Origin of the sequence: Microcoleus vaginatus FACHB-2002 (genome assembly GCF_040004035.1) — a bacterium.
GTDB classification, from domain to species: domain Bacteria; phylum Cyanobacteriota; class Cyanobacteriia; order Cyanobacteriales; family Microcoleaceae; genus Microcoleus; species Microcoleus vaginatus_C.
In genome coordinates this window covers 176,359-191,860 of record NZ_JAMPLN010000005.1, presented here as the reverse complement: position 1 = coordinate 191,860, position 15,502 = coordinate 176,359, and the positions used below count along the sequence as shown (strand labels likewise).

14 protein-coding genes and 1 pseudogene are annotated in these 15,502 nt (G+C 45.5%); 10 read left to right on the top strand and 5 right to left on the bottom strand.

Annotation, left to right across the window (positions count from 1 at the left end; all coding sequences use genetic code 11):
- Positions 1 to 73 precede the first annotated feature (73 nt).
- From NDI35_RS06730 to NDI35_RS06720, 3 genes and pseudogenes are all read right to left on the bottom strand, one after another.
- Positions 74 to 735 (bottom strand): annotated as a pseudogene (locus tag NDI35_RS06730) (Uma2 family endonuclease).
- 213 nt (positions 736 to 948) lie between these two features.
- Positions 949 to 2,358, bottom strand: a complete 1,410-nt coding sequence (locus tag NDI35_RS06725) for a (Fe-S)-binding protein (RefSeq protein ID WP_445312037.1) — start codon at positions 2,356 to 2,358, stop codon at positions 949 to 951.
- A 215-nt stretch (positions 2,359 to 2,573) separates the two neighbouring features.
- The gene (locus NDI35_RS06720) at positions 2,574 to 3,989 is read right to left on the bottom strand and encodes an FAD-binding oxidoreductase (protein ID WP_445312036.1); all 1,416 of its coding nucleotides are present in this window, start codon (positions 3,987 to 3,989) and stop codon (positions 2,574 to 2,576) included.
- A gap of 97 nt (positions 3,990 to 4,086) precedes the next feature.
- Here NDI35_RS06720 and NDI35_RS06715 point away from each other — a divergent pair, with 97 nt between their 5' ends.
- From NDI35_RS06715 to NDI35_RS06700, 4 genes are all read left to right on the top strand, one after another.
- Positions 4,087 to 5,550, top strand: coding sequence for an ATPase domain-containing protein (locus NDI35_RS06715; protein ID WP_445312035.1), 1,464 nt, complete (start codon positions 4,087 to 4,089; stop codon positions 5,548 to 5,550).
- A gap of 437 nt (positions 5,551 to 5,987) precedes the next feature.
- Entirely contained in the window at positions 5,988 to 6,359 is a 372-nt protein-coding gene (locus NDI35_RS06710) for a response regulator (RefSeq protein WP_333215812.1), read from the top strand.
- On the top strand, positions 6,356 to 7,516 hold the full coding sequence (locus tag NDI35_RS06705) for an ATP-binding response regulator (protein WP_445312034.1): 1,161 nt from the start codon (positions 6,356 to 6,358) through the stop codon (positions 7,514 to 7,516). The genes NDI35_RS06710 and NDI35_RS06705 overlap by 4 nt, the downstream gene beginning before the upstream one ends.
- Before the next feature lie 19 nt (positions 7,517 to 7,535).
- Entirely contained in the window at positions 7,536 to 7,784 is a 249-nt protein-coding gene (locus tag NDI35_RS06700; RefSeq protein ID WP_445312033.1) for a DUF4079 family protein, read from the top strand.
- Between the two features lie 107 nt (positions 7,785 to 7,891).
- Here the strand turns inward: NDI35_RS06700 and NDI35_RS06695 are convergent, their stop codons facing one another.
- Positions 7,892 to 8,743, bottom strand: a complete 852-nt coding sequence (locus NDI35_RS06695; protein WP_445312032.1) for a DALR anticodon-binding domain-containing protein — start codon at positions 8,741 to 8,743, stop codon at positions 7,892 to 7,894.
- Between the two features lie 355 nt (positions 8,744 to 9,098).
- Between NDI35_RS06695 and NDI35_RS06690 the strand changes: the two genes are divergently transcribed.
- From NDI35_RS06690 to NDI35_RS06675, 4 genes are all read left to right on the top strand, one after another.
- Complete coding sequence (locus NDI35_RS06690; protein WP_445242201.1) at positions 9,099 to 9,932, top strand: Crp/Fnr family transcriptional regulator; 834 nt, start codon at positions 9,099 to 9,101, stop codon at positions 9,930 to 9,932.
- Entirely contained in the window at positions 9,886 to 10,725 is an 840-nt protein-coding gene (locus NDI35_RS06685; protein ID WP_445312031.1) for an HAD-IB family phosphatase, read from the top strand. The genes NDI35_RS06690 and NDI35_RS06685 overlap by 47 nt, the downstream gene beginning before the upstream one ends.
- Before the next feature lie 248 nt (positions 10,726 to 10,973).
- Entirely contained in the window at positions 10,974 to 11,594 is a 621-nt protein-coding gene (mtnB, locus tag NDI35_RS06680) for a methylthioribulose 1-phosphate dehydratase (RefSeq protein ID WP_445312030.1), read from the top strand.
- Positions 11,595 to 11,750: 156 nt separating this feature from the next.
- Positions 11,751 to 12,785 carry a patatin-like phospholipase family protein gene (locus NDI35_RS06675; protein WP_445312029.1) on the top strand — a complete coding sequence of 345 codons (1,035 nt, stop codon included), beginning with the start codon at positions 11,751 to 11,753 and terminating at the stop codon, positions 12,783 to 12,785.
- A gap of 21 nt (positions 12,786 to 12,806) precedes the next feature.
- On the opposite strand, the gene NDI35_RS06670 is transcribed toward NDI35_RS06675, so the two are convergent.
- Positions 12,807 to 14,330, bottom strand: coding sequence for an SGNH/GDSL hydrolase family protein (locus tag NDI35_RS06670; protein WP_445312028.1), 1,524 nt, complete (start codon positions 14,328 to 14,330; stop codon positions 12,807 to 12,809).
- Between the two features lie 207 nt (positions 14,331 to 14,537).
- On the opposite strand from NDI35_RS06670, the gene NDI35_RS06665 reads away from it, so the two are divergent.
- Together NDI35_RS06665 and NDI35_RS06660 are read left to right on the top strand one after the other, a co-directional pair.
- Complete coding sequence (locus NDI35_RS06665) at positions 14,538 to 14,882, top strand: Dethiobiotin synthetase (protein WP_333170930.1); 345 nt, start codon at positions 14,538 to 14,540, stop codon at positions 14,880 to 14,882.
- A 177-nt stretch (positions 14,883 to 15,059) separates the two neighbouring features.
- On the top strand, positions 15,060 to 15,308 hold the full coding sequence (locus NDI35_RS06660; protein ID WP_333159746.1) for a hypothetical protein: 249 nt from the start codon (positions 15,060 to 15,062) through the stop codon (positions 15,306 to 15,308).
- The last annotated feature ends 194 nt before the right edge of the window (positions 15,309 to 15,502 follow it).

The window sequence follows — 15,502 nt, the reverse complement described above, 5'->3', positions numbered from 1 at the left end:
AGTCATTAGTCATTATGCCGATCGCACTTTTGCTAAAATTTAAAAGTGCGATCGCTCTTTTCCCCCATCTAGTTTACAATTGTTCGGGGTCAATTCCCATCGCTCGCAGTCTTTCTGCCAGTAAAGCAGCCCGCTGTTCGGCTTGTTCCAACCTGCGAGAAACCTCCTCATAACTTGTAAACGGTTCGCCGTCAGGGCGATAAATTTGCAACTCTTCACCCGACAAATCAAAGCGAATTCCCAGTCGGGGACTGACCCAATTTTCGATCGCATCAATTACGTCCAAACGCCCCTGTGAACGCATCCAACCGCTGAAATCGTTGCGTTCCGGGTCGTACAGGTAATATTTTTCTACCCCGTGGCGATCGTAAAATCGTAAAATACCTGTTTTTTATTCATTTCTGTTAGCCTGTTACCGGGAGAAAGAATTTCAAACACTACTTGCGGCGCGATATTTTATTCTTCCCACTGCTTGTAAGAGCCCCTATCTCCTTTCGGTCTGCCGAAGACTACCATCACATCCGGGCCGACGCGAATCTTGTTATCTCCTTCGACGGGATACCACAGCAAATCGCCCGCGACAAATACATTCGGGTCATCGGCAAAAAGCCACGCTAAATTTTGTTGGATGATGAGTATCCAGCGAAATTGTTTAGTATTGTCTGACATGGGTAGACCGTCGCTGTCGGGGTAAATTACATCAGGTTTTTGAGGAGACTTGAGTTGAGTTACTATAACTCTTGTCCGGGGTTAGGGACTGTTGAATTTAATTTTAGCTTGTGGGAAGAATGAGAAGTGCGATCGTACTTCTCAATACAATAGCTTATTCCTCTTTCTCTTTTGTCTCTCTCTTCTCGAACTCTGCGCCCTCTGCGCCCTCTGCGGTAAAAAATCTCATTCACAAAAAAGCACATCGAAAATAGGGCAGACACCGCCCGCCCTACAAAACTACTTCCTCTGCAACTTCACGCCGCGAATCGAATAATCCAAAAGCTCAATTGGGTGCATTAAAGTAACTTCCTTTCCCTGCAACTCCAAATGCTTCTTAATTTGCAAAGAACAACCCGGATTAGAAGAAGCAATCAACTCCGCCCCAGTATTCAGCAAATTCTCCACCTTTTGCACTCCCAATTCATCAGCAATCTCCGGCTGAAGCATATTGTAAACCCCCGCACTCCCGCAGCACAAAGCCGCATCCACAGGTTCTTTTAACTTCACCCCAGGGATTTGTTGCAGCAACTGACGCGGCTGCAAACTAATCTTTTGCCCGTGCAACAAATGACAAGCATCCTGATAAACAATTGTCAAATCTCCGTCAATCAAAGGATTGAGTTTCGCCGTAATTCCCGCACTTGCCAAAAACTCTTGCACGTCCTTAACATTAGCAGCAAATTTTTCAGCTTTCTCCCGATAATCAGGGTCATCTGCTAAAATGTGACCGTATTCTTTCAAAGTATGGCCGCACCCAGCAGCGTTGATAATCACAAAATCAACGCCAGTATTTTCAAAGCTATCAATCATTTGTCTCGCCAAAGCTTTCGCCTGTTCCGCTTGGCCTTGGTGTTCCGGCAAAGCAGCACAGCATCCCTGACTTTTAGGAACCACAACCTCGCAACCATTAGCCGTCAAAACTCGCACAGTAGCTTCATTCACTGGCGAAAATAACAGCCGCTGCACGCAGCCTAAAATCACGCCGACTCGATAGCGTTTCTCCCCTTGTGCCGGAATTACCTCTGGTAAATTATCTCGGAAAGAATCGACAGTCACTTTGGGCAAAATTGATTCCATCGCAGCCAAGCGGGGAAATACTTTTTTCAGCAAACCTGTTTTGCGGACAAGTTTTGGCAGTCCTAATTTTTGATAAATAAACAGCGGTACAAGCAAAGGCCGCAATCTGTGAGGATAAGGGAAGAGATTAAAAATCAGAGTGCGAATTACATTGTCGGAAAAAGTGCGTTCCTGATTTCTAGTAACTTGGTGGCGAGTTGCGGAAATTAATTTGTCGTATTGAACTCCAGAAGGGCAAGTTGTAACGCAGGCCAAACAGCCCAAACAAGTATCGAAATGCTGTGAGGTTGCTTCGTTTAAAGGTGCGTCGCCTTCGTTAATTGCATCCATTAAATAAATGCGGCCTCTAGGCGAATCCATTTCTTTGCCGAGTACGCGATAACTCGGACAAGTTGACAAACAAAAACCGCAATGTACGCAAGTATCGATTAATTTCGGGTCTGGCGGGTTCTTGGCATCGAAACCTGGGATTTCCAGGGTTTCAAAGTGGGGATTTTGTGCTAGGAAATTGCTTTCTTTGGCCGGTCTTAAATCGTCGCTGGGAACTTGAGATTTTTCTGAAGTTTGCATACTAATATATTACCTAATTGTTTTGGTTCGTAGTAAGGACTTTAGTCCTTTAAAATTGCCAGCCTCAATCCCTCAAGCAAACAAAAACTTCTCTTCTCTTCTTTTCTCTTCCTTCGCGCTCTTCGCGCCTTCGCGGTTCGTTAAAAACAAATCTGGTTCACCAATAATTCAGACTAGGAATAAAAAAAATTGAAGTCCTGACTACAAACTTTAAACTAAATACCGCTTATAAAACGATGTGGACTCAAAATATTTTCCGGGTCAAACTGCTGTTTAATCCGGCGCATTAAATCGATCGCACTTCCAGTATAACCCCAAACATCTAACTCTTGCTTGATGTCAGTCGGCGCTGCTAAAACAGTCAGAAAACCGCCTTTCGCTTCGCACCCCCGGCGTACCTGCAACAGCGTTGCCGCAGTCGCATTCTCAAACCGCAAAACCCCCAAACCGCTACCTGCATGAATCCAAGCGTCCTGTACCGGCAATTCGTTAATTGCCGTTACAGCTTCCGACGGTCTGATTCCTATTTTGCAAATAATTGCCGACTTTGTGCCAGAATCCCACATTGTTTCTGGCAATCTTTGCCATAACTGATGCTCATCATTTTCGCAGCAGCTACTGCCTTGCAAACCCAACTTTTCGGCAACTTCCAGTAAGCGGGCTGATTGTTGTTTAACACTTTCTGCGATACTTTGAAATCTGACGATTAATCCCGTGCCCTTTCCTAAGCCTAATTTTGCGACTAATTCAGGTGACAGCAAATCAACGGCTGTTGGTGTCAAAGCAGAGGATAATAAGATTTGAGCCGTTTGGGACAAAGCATTAATTTCCCCTGTCAGCACTACGGTTCCCGATGATTCAGGCAGCGGATAAACTCGAAAAGTTACTTGACTTATGACGCCCAATGTGCCGTAAGCACCAGTAAACAGTTTCATCAAGTCGTAACCGGCGACATTTTTAACTACTCGACCTCCGGCTACAGCAATTTTACCGTCCGATCGCACAAAGGTAATTCCCAACAGCAAATCTCTCACCCCCCGATAGCGATGCCGCAAGGAACCCGCATCAGCAGTAGCGACAATGCCGCCCAAAGTTGCCTGTTGCGGATACGCCGGATCGATCGGCAAAAATTGACCTGCTGCAGCTAAAATTTGTTGCAAATCCGCAAACTTCATCCCGGCTTCGGCAGTCACGGTTAAATCGCCCACAGCGTGTTCTACAAGTCGATTGAGGCGCGAAGTGCTGACAGCCACAAGCCTCGCTGCATCAGGAGATACCCTTAAATCCCCCTTCAAAAGACCCACTTTGACAACATCTTGCTCCCCCCTTGTTAAGGGGGGCTGGGGGGGATCGGAGTCTAATTTTACTAAACCGCCCCAATCAAGTTTGCTGCCACTGCCACAAGGCAAGACTGCACAGCGATTTTGCCCAGCCCAAGCAATGACAGCCGCCAGTTCTTCCTGAGTATTCGGGTAAACGGTACAATCTATTTTCGTGCCGGGAACAACTGCTTTTTCTACCCGTTCTTGCCAACATGGCTCTGTATCTTGCCAGCGACAGATGCCAGCAGCCCCGACAATACTTTCTAATTCTTGTATGCTTACGTAATTTTCGGTAGAAAAAGATTTCATGAAGGTTATCAGACGCCCGGTAAAAAAAATTATCAAAACACTGCCTAAAACCATTAAATATTAATACGGGCCCGATATTCAAAACATGAAAAAACAAATGTCTCAAAACCGAATTTCTCTGGGAATTACCGGTCTCAACGAAGTGATTGGCGGTGGCCTAATTCCTCAACGCTCTTATTTGGTGCGTGGCGGCCCGGGTACTGGCAAGACTACACTGGGCTTTCACTTTTTGACCGCAGGTGTGGCTTTGGGAGAAAAACCCCTGTTCATTACTTTAGGAGAACCGGAAGCGCAACTGCGTGCCAATGCTCAATGGCTCGGTTTTGACATCGAAGCGATGCCATTCCTCGATTTAAGCCCCTCCTCAGAATTTTTTACCGAAGTTCAGACTTATGACATTTTTTCCGCCTCCGAGGTAGAGCGAGAACCGACTACACAAAAGATTATCGAACAGGTACGGGCAGTCAAACCAGATCGGGTGTTTTTGGACGCGATCACTCAATTTCGCTACTTAGCTGCGGATGAGTTCCAATTCCGCAAACAAGTTCTATCTTTTCTGCGCTTTTTAGTCGAAGGGGGGGCGACGGTAGTGTTCACCTCCGAAGGCACATCAAGTTCTCCCGATGACGATTTGCAATTCATCAGCGACGGAGTAATTTACTTGGAACTGCGCCCTGAAGGACGCACCATGTCTGTCACCAAGCTGCGAGGCTCCAACTTCCGCAGCGGCCGCCATTCGCTGCGCCTGACTCAGACTGGTATGGAGGTATTTCCGCGACTGCTGCCGGACAACTTTCAACAGGATTTTGTTGCGGAAGCGATTTCTTCTGGGGTTCCAGAAATGGACGAACTACTGCACGGGGGACTGGAACGGGGGACTGTGACGGTGATTAGCGGGCCTAGCGGCGTGGGTAAAACGACGGTGGGGATTCAGTTTATGAAGGAAGCTGCAGGAAGGGGGGAGCGATCGGTAGTTTACATTTTTGAGGAGTCAACTTCTACTCTGCTGCAGCGCTGCGAATCAGTTAACATCCCGGTTGGGGCGATGATTGGGCAAGGAAGTCTTTCGGTGATACCCGTGGAACCTTTGCTGTACTCGCCGGATCAGTTTGCCTGTATGGTTCGCCAGGAGGTGGAGCAGGAAAAGACGCGGATTGTTATGCTTGACAGTATTTCTGGCTATCAGCTTTCGATGCAGGGGCAAGATTTGGTGAACAATTTGCACGCTTTGTGTAAGTATCTGAAGAATATGGGAGTCACCGTTATCTTGATTAATGAGGTAGAAGCCATTAGCGGAGATTTTCGGCTGACCGAGATCGGAATTAGCTATTTGGCGGATAATCTTCTGTTTATACGCTATCTGGAACGCCAACTGCATAATAGGACAGAAATCCGCAAGGCGATCGGAGTAATTAAAAAACGAGTCAGCAATTTCGAGAGAACTCTGCGAGAACTCGAGATTACTCGCTACGGCATCAAAGTCAGCAAACCGATACGGGGGCTGCGCGGCATTTTGGGTTCGGCGCCGGTGTGGAGTGAGGGGGGAGCGGATAAAGATTGAATGGGGGTTTGTCCTGCTGTTTCTGGGCAATTGCAGCTAATTTTGCAGTCGTGAATCTACTAATGAGTAGGGGGCGCACCGCGCACCTCACCACTAGCTGTAGGGGGCGCACCGCGCACCTTACCACTAGCCTAAGTCCTGGAAAACTTAAATATATTGGTAAAATTGTGTATTTTTCGACTTTTATAGCAGTTTTCACTTCTATGAAATACAGTAGCGGCACAGGGCACGCGGCCGTGTCCTGTACCCCAGCATCTGTACTTCACTCAACTGAAAACCTATGTAATAGCTCGCCGAAAAGTAAGCTAATACCAGATAAAAAAAGAATCCAACTTTAGGCCAGCTCCCAACCCATATATAATCACTCACTCCCCAATCTAAAATCTAAAATCTAAAATCTAAAATGGTTATAACTCGTATTCACAGGAAGCTGATAAATGACTGGCAATTCAATAATTTTAGCCGTAGACCGCAATCAGCGAAACTTGGAACTATTAGCACAATTTCTCAATAAAGAAGGATACCAGATGATCGCGGCTTATAACTTTGAAGATGTGGCACAAGCTATCAGTCAGCCTGCTAGGATAGGGATGGCTTTAGTAGATATTTCTGGTTTCGACCGTCGAATTTGGGAGTGCTGCGAACAACTGCGAAATCACCAAATCCCTTTTCTGATACTCTCGCCCAAACAAAGCGCTGCCATTCAGCACGAAAGCCTCTGCCACGGTGCTCGGAATATGTTGGTAAAACCTTTGATCGTTAGAGATTTGCTGGGAATTGTGCACAGCTTGCTAGGAGAACCTGCGTGAGTCAAATTTTATTGCTTGTCGAACAGAAAGAAAATCGCCGCCTGCTATTAGAATGGCTAGCTGTTTACTATGAGGTATTGCTGCCAAACTCAACAGAAAATAGTGAGGAGTTTTTACCATTTAATCAATCTTTTGATCTGGGGATAATTGACGCTCTTGCCCTGAAACGCCACTGGCAATGGGTGGCAGCCCAAAAAGAGGCAGAACACCCGGTATGCTTGCCTTTTCTTTTGATTACATCCCGCTCGGATGTAGGGATGGCAACGCAATTTATTTGGCAAAGTATTGACGATTTGATTATCGCTCCGATCGAGAAGATAGAATTGCAAGCGCGGGTGGAGATTTTGCTGCGATCGCGCCAGTTGTCTTTAACTCTCAAATTGTCTCACGACCAACTCGATCGCACTCTGCAAACAGCCCAAGAACTCAACGAGATGAAAACATCTCTGCTGTACATGATTGCCCACGACGTTCGCAATCCTTTAAATTTCATCATCGGCACTACACAACTTCTTAGCAAGTACAAGTTGACATTAACAGAGGAGAAAACACAAGAACTTCTCGACAAAACTCAAGCAGCCGCCAAAGGTATAGATTTGTTATTAGATGATGTTCTGCTGCTGGGGCGTGTTGAGTCTGGAAAAACAGGTTTTTCCTTGCTACCGATAGACGTAGCAAAGTTGTGTAATGAGTTGGTAGGGGAATTTCAGAGCAGCCTGAATTTGAAACCTGAAAATGATCGGGTAACGCTGATTTTTGTCAATCCCTATCAATCCGCTATGGCGTGTTTGGAGGTAAGCTTGCTCCGGCGAATTCTGGGTAATTTGCTGTCCAATGCTATTAAGTATTCTCCCCCAAATACCGAAGTAATTTTTGAATTAAAACTTACGGAAAATGAGGCTATTTTTTCGATACAGGATGCAGGAATTGGCATACCTGTCGCCGACCAAGAACGGTTGTTTGATTCATTTTACCGGGCTAAAAATGTCGGTAGAATTCCCGGTACTGGACTGGGGCTGAGCATTGTTAAAAAATGCGTGGACTTGCACGGTGGCGAAATTACTTTGATCAGTGAAGAAGGCGTCGGCAGTACATTTACAGTAACGCTGCCGATCGCAAAAACTAGAAAAAAGCAAATCTCGCCTGCAAAGCCTTAAACTAGATGCTGGCATTATCTTGGGATTTCAAGACGGGATTTTTTGCAGGGATGATAAATCGCTGGTTGCGGATTTTTATTACAACATCGATCGGACGCTTTTGATGGCTTTTTCGTGGGCAATTGCAGCGGAAATTTATCAGGCTCGATCGCACCGCTGGCGGAAAATTCACACTGTTTTCAACTGCATCACGCTGGTGCTATTTCTCTGTCTAAGAGTAACGGGTTCTCGCGATTTGTTGGAAATTCATTTAAGCTGGCAAAAATAACTCGTTTATCACTACGATTTCAAAAATTAAACTTGTCCGAAACCAGCGCCAAAATACAGTAAAATACTTTATTTTATGTTCGTTATTACTTTTTTATAGTGACTAATTTAAAGTTCTAAAGGAGCAATAGCGTTAAACAAATTTTCTAGGATAAATCGCAGCAAAGATTGAGTTGCTAATATTAAACCTAATCGAGCTTGGGCGAGTTTTGGCTGTTCTATTTTAACTTCTCCCCAAATTCGGCACTGGCTGTAAAAAATCTGAAATGCTTGGCTCAAACTATTGGCTAATTTGAAATAATTGACAGGTTTTTCGCGGTTCTTTACCTCAAAAGTAGGATATAAATTGTCTAGCACTGTTAACAGTTGCGATATTAAACTGCGTTCTGCTGGATGCACTAACCGCAGTCGATCGCCCTCGTCAATCCAAGGGATAGGATTTGGACTCGCCAGCGACCAAATTTCCGGCGCTGTAGCGACATCGGGCTGGGCGATCGCAATTATCCGATCGCGGTGGGCCATTCGCAGCAGGGAACAGCAGCGCGCGTGGCTGTACTGAATGGGAAACAGTCGATCGGCTGACACAACAGGAGATAATATTCGAGATTCTGGAAGTGGCAGGTTCGTTTGAGCTAAACGCTGCAACCAGACGGCTAAACCTGCATCCGTCAACTCCAACTCAATAATTCCCGCCGGCGCTACTTTAACGGCGAAATCTGGGTAGCACAGTGGTTCGAGTGTTTCGGCCAACTCGGCCGCGATTGTCTGCGGTGTCTGCTGCCAAGTTTTAGCCAATTTCAGGGCGATCGCAGACACGTACAGCACCCGCGCGGTATCTTTACTTCGATTTAACGGAATTTCCCCTAGTGTCCCCTGCTGGCCGATCGCGCTTTGGAACCTTGAAAGCAAGAAACACTTCACTGTAACTTCCGGGCACTGCGAGATATTTGCTGTATCCATATCGGCTGATCCTACGGTAACAGCGACGATCGACTGTTACCACTTGCACTGTTGTTGTACGTTAAACTGCTGATGTCAGAGATAGTCGATCGGCTCCCCCGGACGGGGCTACATCGAATTAATAGGCTTTCTAGCGATTTTGGGGCTAACTATACAATAATTTACGACAAATTTTTTGCTGAACTATACCATTTTGATGTATTTTTTGCTACATTAAATTTTTCGGTAAAACACAGAAAAGTCAGCATAGTTAAGAAGCGTGCAAGCTCGATCGGGGGTTGGTTGTCTCACTTTGTATCGCACTGCTGGCAGAAGCTGTTTTTCTCACTATTAAATATATCCCAGAGCCTCACTTATGCAATCAACTTCCACACCTCTAGAGACTATCGATCGACCTTTTATCACCTGGCAGCGAATTATCGACTGGGCCCAGGAACACTACCGCTGCCGGACTTTTAGCAAAGACGAGCGGATTCCCGCAAGGCCCGGACTGCTCTATTTAGTCCAGAAAGGTTCTGTGCGGCTCGTAGGTAGCGCTCAAGTTAGCGCTGCGGCGGCGAAGTCAAAATCCGTTGACAAAACTACAGAAGAAGCTTTTTTGGGCTTCGTCGGCGCAGGTCAGCCCTTTGAACTGGTTGCTCAGTCTCCGTTTACTCTCCAAGCTTACGCCCACGCCGATCAAACTCACGTAGTGTGGATGTACTGGCACGACTTGGATAATTGGCCTCACTTTCGTAGAGAAATTTTGGATGCGTTTCGCTACCAGCACCAGCGGAAACTTCTCTGGCTGAGCACTTTGGGACAGCGCCGGACGATCGACAGACTGTTGGGATTTCTCACTTTGTTGATCGAGGAGTTCGGCGAACCTTACGTAGGTGACGGCGAACCGGATGTGGTTCGGGGCTACCGGCTGCCTTGGGCCTTGACTCACGCTCAAATAGGCAGCGCAATTGGCTCAACGCGGGTGACTGTGACGCGCCTGATGGGTAAGTTGCGATCGAAAGGTTTGATTAATACTGAGGATGATAATTTAATCTGTTTGCCGGCTAAGTCTAACCCCCAAAAGACAAAAAACCAACAGCAGGACTTAGAAGATTCCCTGGAAGATTCTCTGGAAGATTCTCTGGAAGATTCCCTGGAAGATGAAGATTCCCTGGAAGATGAAGATTCTCTCGAAGAATCTGCATAAAATTCTGCGGGAAATTGCCACCAAACAGCGCGTCACTATTAGTTTCGGGGCGTCGCGCTCGATCGCTCGACAGTGTACGATGAATTGTGTAAATTTTTCCCGTTCTCGAAAGGTGCGACTGACAATGACCGATGACAAGCAAAAATCTTCAATCCCGAACAATCAGCAACGGGTGGTATTCTGCGACTTTGACGGCACGATAACTGTTGAAGAAACTTTTGTGGCAATGCTCAAGCATTTCGCACCGGAATTGTCGTCTCAACTAATGCCTGAAATATACGCTAGAAGGCTGAGTTTGCGATCGGGAGTGCGGCAGTTACTAGAGTCTATTCCCTCTGAATGTTACGGGGAAATTGTGGAATTTTCTAGGGGAAGGCTGATGCGGCCGGGATTGTTGGAATTGCTGGATTTTTTGGACGAGAAAAAGGTAGATTTTGCGATCGTTTCCGGCGGTCTTCGGGTCATGGTAGAGACGGTAATGGGCGATTTGGTACACCGGGCGAGGGTTATTTACGCTGTGGATGTGGACGCTAGTGGCCCTCGCTTGCAAGTCAATTCTGAGTTTGAAGGAGATGAGGAATTGGTGTCTAAGGTGCGGGTAATGGGCCAGCACCCGGCCGAGGAACAGGTGGCAATCGGAGATTCGCTGACGGATTTTAATATGGCTTTGCAGGCTTCGTCCGTGTTTGCGCGCGATCGGCTTGCCGAGTATCTAGACGAACAACAAAAGCCTTATACTAAATGGGATAATTTTTTTGATGTGTTGGAAAATTTGTCCCAAAAATGGAATTGAAACTATCGCCTTTCTCAGGTAATATAAATTCCGTTTGCATCGGTATTGTATGATGTTAAATTTTGTAGGGGCGGGTTCACCAACAATAATTGCCCATAATAAATAATATAATAAACCCGCCCCCGTGCAGATAAGTCCGATGCGACCGAATTTGATATAAGCTTTGCACGGATTACCCTACGTTTAGATAGGGCAGCGCAATTCCTATTAAAGTAAAAAGTAGATTAAAAACTGAGGATTTATAAATAATGAGTGGCGATTTGAGATCGGATTTAATTGCAGCAGCCAAACATTTTTACGATCGTGGTTGGATGGTTGGGACTGCTGGCAATCTTTCAGCCCGCTTACCAGATGGCAGTTTTTGGATTACTGCTAGCGGCCGCGCGAAAGGGCAGTTAACTGAACAAGATTTTATCAGAATGAACTCAGACGGCGCAATTGTCGAGCAACCTGTTGCCGACAGCCGCCCTTCGGCTGAAACCAGCATTCATTTAGCCATTTACAATTGTTTTCCAAACGCTAAAGCTTGCTATCACGTCCACTCCATCGAGGCAAATTTAGTTTCTCGGCTAACAGCAGGAGATGCAGTGCCTTTACCTGCGATCGAAATTCTGAAAGGTTTGGGGGTCTGGGAGGAAAACCCGCAAGTGTCGATACCCCTCTTTACAAATTATTTGGAAGTCCCTAAGATAGCCAAGGAAATTTGCGAATTCTTTGCGATTTGTGCGCCCTCTGTACCCGCTTTGTTAATTCGCGATCACGGCATTACAGTCTGGGCAGACTCGCCAGCCGCCGCCTACAATTACGTAGAAATTGTAGAATACATTTTTCGCTATACGATCGCAGCCCGCCAATTAAATTTAGATTGAAGATTTGGAATTTGAGATTTATCAGTGCATGAATTCGGAATTATGTAGGTGCGCCCTAAGCAGCTTACGGCTATTACCGCTATGATTAGCCTCTCAAACCAATTTTTGTATCTCGCGCTGTAGGAAACGAGCAAACATTCAGAAGAGGCAACGGTTATGGCTAAATATACCAGGATTTTATCGATAGATGGAGGCGGAATTAGAGGAATTATTCCCGCGCAAGTTTTAGTTAGCGTTGAGTCAAAGCTGCAACAAAAAAGTGGCAACCCAGAGGCGAGAATAGCTGACTATTTTGATTTAATCGCGGGCACGAGTGCGGGAGGAATTTTAACTTGCATCTATTTGTGTCCCGATGCCGAAAATCCCAGCAGGCCTCGGTGGGCGGCCCAAGACGCTGTTAATTTTTCGATTAAGAGTGGCCGCGACGTTTTTCAGACTTCATTGTGGCAAAAAGTCAGATCTCTAAATGGTGTGAGAGATGAGAAATATCCCAGCGAGCCCTTAGAAAAATTATTTTGGGAAAATTTTAGAGATTGCAAACTCAGCGAACTGCTAAAACCTTGTTTAATTTCCAGTTACGACATCGAAAGGAGAAAAGCTCACTTTTTCGATCAAATAGATGCTCAACAATATCCAGCAAAAGACTACTTTATTAGAGATATCGCCAGAGCAACATCGGCAGCTCCCTCTTATTTTGAGGTTTCTAAAATCTACTCTTTTAGCAATGAATCCTACGCTTTAATTGACGGGGGAGTATTCGCAAACAATCCCGCACTTTGTGCCTATGCAGAAGTTAGAAATAACTTCAGAATTCCTGACAATGGCCCGGACCGAGGCCCGACAGCAAAAGATATGGTAATTCTATCCTTGGGAACCGGAGAAGCTCAGAAAAAATACCCCTACGAAAAAGTAAAAAATTGGGGTCAAATTGAGTGGGTAGAGCCTTTGATTAATATCATGATGACGGGAGTTGCTGAAACTGTAAATTATCAACTAATTCAAATTTATGATGCGGTTGAAAGACCGAATCAATATTTGAGAATTACTCCCGATTTGAGCCACGAACAACCGCTGCCCATTGATGATGCCTCGGAAGAGAAAATATCAGACCTGCTGAGAATTGGCAAGGATCAAGCCGAAAAGAATAATGAAGAGTTGGATAAGTTTATCGATTTATTACTTGCTGAGTAGTCCTAGAGTTTTAGTCAGTGGTTAAGAAATACCAAGAAAAGTGCGATCGACATTTGATATCTGCGGTTTAAAACTCTCAACTTGAGATGGTAGATTGGAGAAAGGAGGGCGATACACTCGAATTGCCTGAATAGGCACTTTCCCATCTGTTTCGGGGACGATTTCAAGGGTGTGTTTGGAGTTGCTCAAATTCTGAGCCAATGTTGTAGAATACTCGCGGCTTGAATCTGTAATTTGTGGAGGAACGTATGAATCAACAAACATTGGTCGCACCTGCCAGGAAATTTCAAAGCCTTTAGGCGTCGGTTTTTTAGAGTCTTCATAAGAATTTTTTAGCCACCAGTTTCTCGGTTCAATCACGACGCGGCCGGAGTTGGAGACAAACATTTCGTCGTTTGTACCGCTGCCGTCGTAACCTGTTTTAGAACCTACAACGTCAAATTTAAACTTGCTGGCGTCGCTGTTAATCTCAGTAATTACGGCTTTCCAATCTTCGACGATTAGCGGTTGTTGGCTGGATACTTGGATGATTGCCGGCCAACCGACGCCAAGAGTAACGCTAGGCCTGGTGATGCTGTAAAGTTCAGGAAATTCTGAGGGTTTTTTGCCGTCGATCGCAATTTTAGCAGAAATTGCCTTGCCGTTGAAGGTTTTATCGGCGATCGCATCTATTCTATTTCCTTCAAATTCTAAAATTAACTTGCCATCTTGCCACTTAACATCCCTGCCAACTGTATAGGTTTTCACTAAATCCTGCGGCTGTTGAGAAGAATTTGGCTTGTATCGCAGGTGCTGTTTTATGAGAGCAGCTAGGAGAAAATTTCCCCAATCGTTGAGGTGAATGCTGTCGCTCAATAGCTGTTGTGGCTGCAAGCGATTGTCTTTCAAATACTGGCGCCAAGGTTCGCGAATTTCCGCGATTTCGCAGCCGTACTTATCGGCCAACTCTGGCAGCAATTTAGTAGAATGAGTGTTGTGCCATTCGTATCTTTTGACTGAATTTGGATCGTCGCTGTTGCCTGTCGGCATCCAGTCAAGATGGTCTGAATGCAAGAGTATTTCGCTAGCAGTGCGGCGGCGGACATTGGCAATTATGGCTTCGTAATCTTCACCGCCTCCGTAGACGTGAAAAATGAGCAAGTCTGGATAAAAAGGATACAAATCGTGTTCGCTGGGCCGGATTAAAACCGGGGCGGAAAATCCAGGGATTGCCCGATTTTCCACAATTAAATCTGCATTGGGAAATCGCTGTCTCAAATCCTTCACTACATCTTTCCACCAATCTTGTTCTGTGATGGATTGACCGTAGAATAGGATACGCACTTGGCGGCGGTCTGTTGGAGTGCTAGCCGCAAGTAACCCCATCGTCCTTTGAATCCTCGCTCCAAAAGTAGCACTATTTTCCATAGGAGCGGGTGGGGGGAATGGCGTATCGGCCGCTATTTTTTTGATGAGCGGAACTAACAGAAAGCTCAGACACAAAAAAAGCAGCCACAAGTAGCGATAAATCTTGGATTTTCTGCTATTTCCTTGGTGTTTTGCCATTGTTTTTTTTTTCCCTGTCCGTTGCACTTCGCTCAAGGCGACTGTGGGATGAATGCTACGCCTCTAATCAGTAGCTGTAGCGTGCTTGTGGGCGCACCTCACCAGTAGCTGTAGTGTAGGCTGTATGGAAATATAGTACCAAATTGAGCGAGACAAAAAGTGATATAATGCCAGCTAATTAATTGCAGGAGATCGATCGCAAGTCAAATGGATTACAAAACAGCCCGCAGTTTTCTGATCGACCAAGGAACCGCCCTGGAAACCAAGAAAAATCCCGACGCCTTCCTGATGCGTCTCAAACAAGGTCAACCGCCCGTACCCGGACAGGTGACATCGATTTTATTAGCTTTAAAAATATTGTTTGAGAGTCTGCAAGAATCTCCAATGCTCGATCGACAATTAATCTCGGCACTACATTTACTGTCAGTAGAAGGTTTGCAGCAATTTGAAGCTGGACTCCGCAGAGGAGTTTCTTGGCCACCGCTGCTGAAGGAAGACTTAAATCGAATTGCGATCGCAGTCAAGAATATCTTTTCCGGCGTCTGGCAATAATTAGCTCGGCAACCAGCGATCCCGATACCCACCGCCAGCAAACTAAAATTTTTTTCTCCATTTTTTTTCTACAATTATTTGTAAAATTTTATGTTAATCTTGCTACATTTACCCTCAAATTGTGGCATCTTAATATAAGTAAGAATCGATTCTAACAAGCAATTGGAGAAACTCCTCATGAACGCCGAAGAAAAAGCTAGACAACTAATTGCACGAGAAAGGCAGCATAGCGAACACTTGCACGAATCTATGCTCAACCGTTCCTCCCACGAGCTAGAAACACATGGCGAGGGAATTGCTGAAGAAAAAGCCAGAGAATTAATGGCTCAAGAAAGGCAGCACAACGAACACCTGCACGACTCTATGTTAAGCCGTTCCTCCCAAGAGGTAGAGGCATCGATCGCACCCGATGATACTGAAAAATAAATTTTGTTAACACAAAACTTACGGACAAAAACCAAGAAGCCTGGTTTTTATACCATTTTTCCTACCATAACAAATGGCTGTAAAAATGTTTTTGTATAAACAACCAGGTTTCTGCATCCCGGAATACTTCAGTACAGCCAAACTATACTCAAATCGAGGAGAATTTTAGGTGCAATCAAAACAGCCCCTGCTTG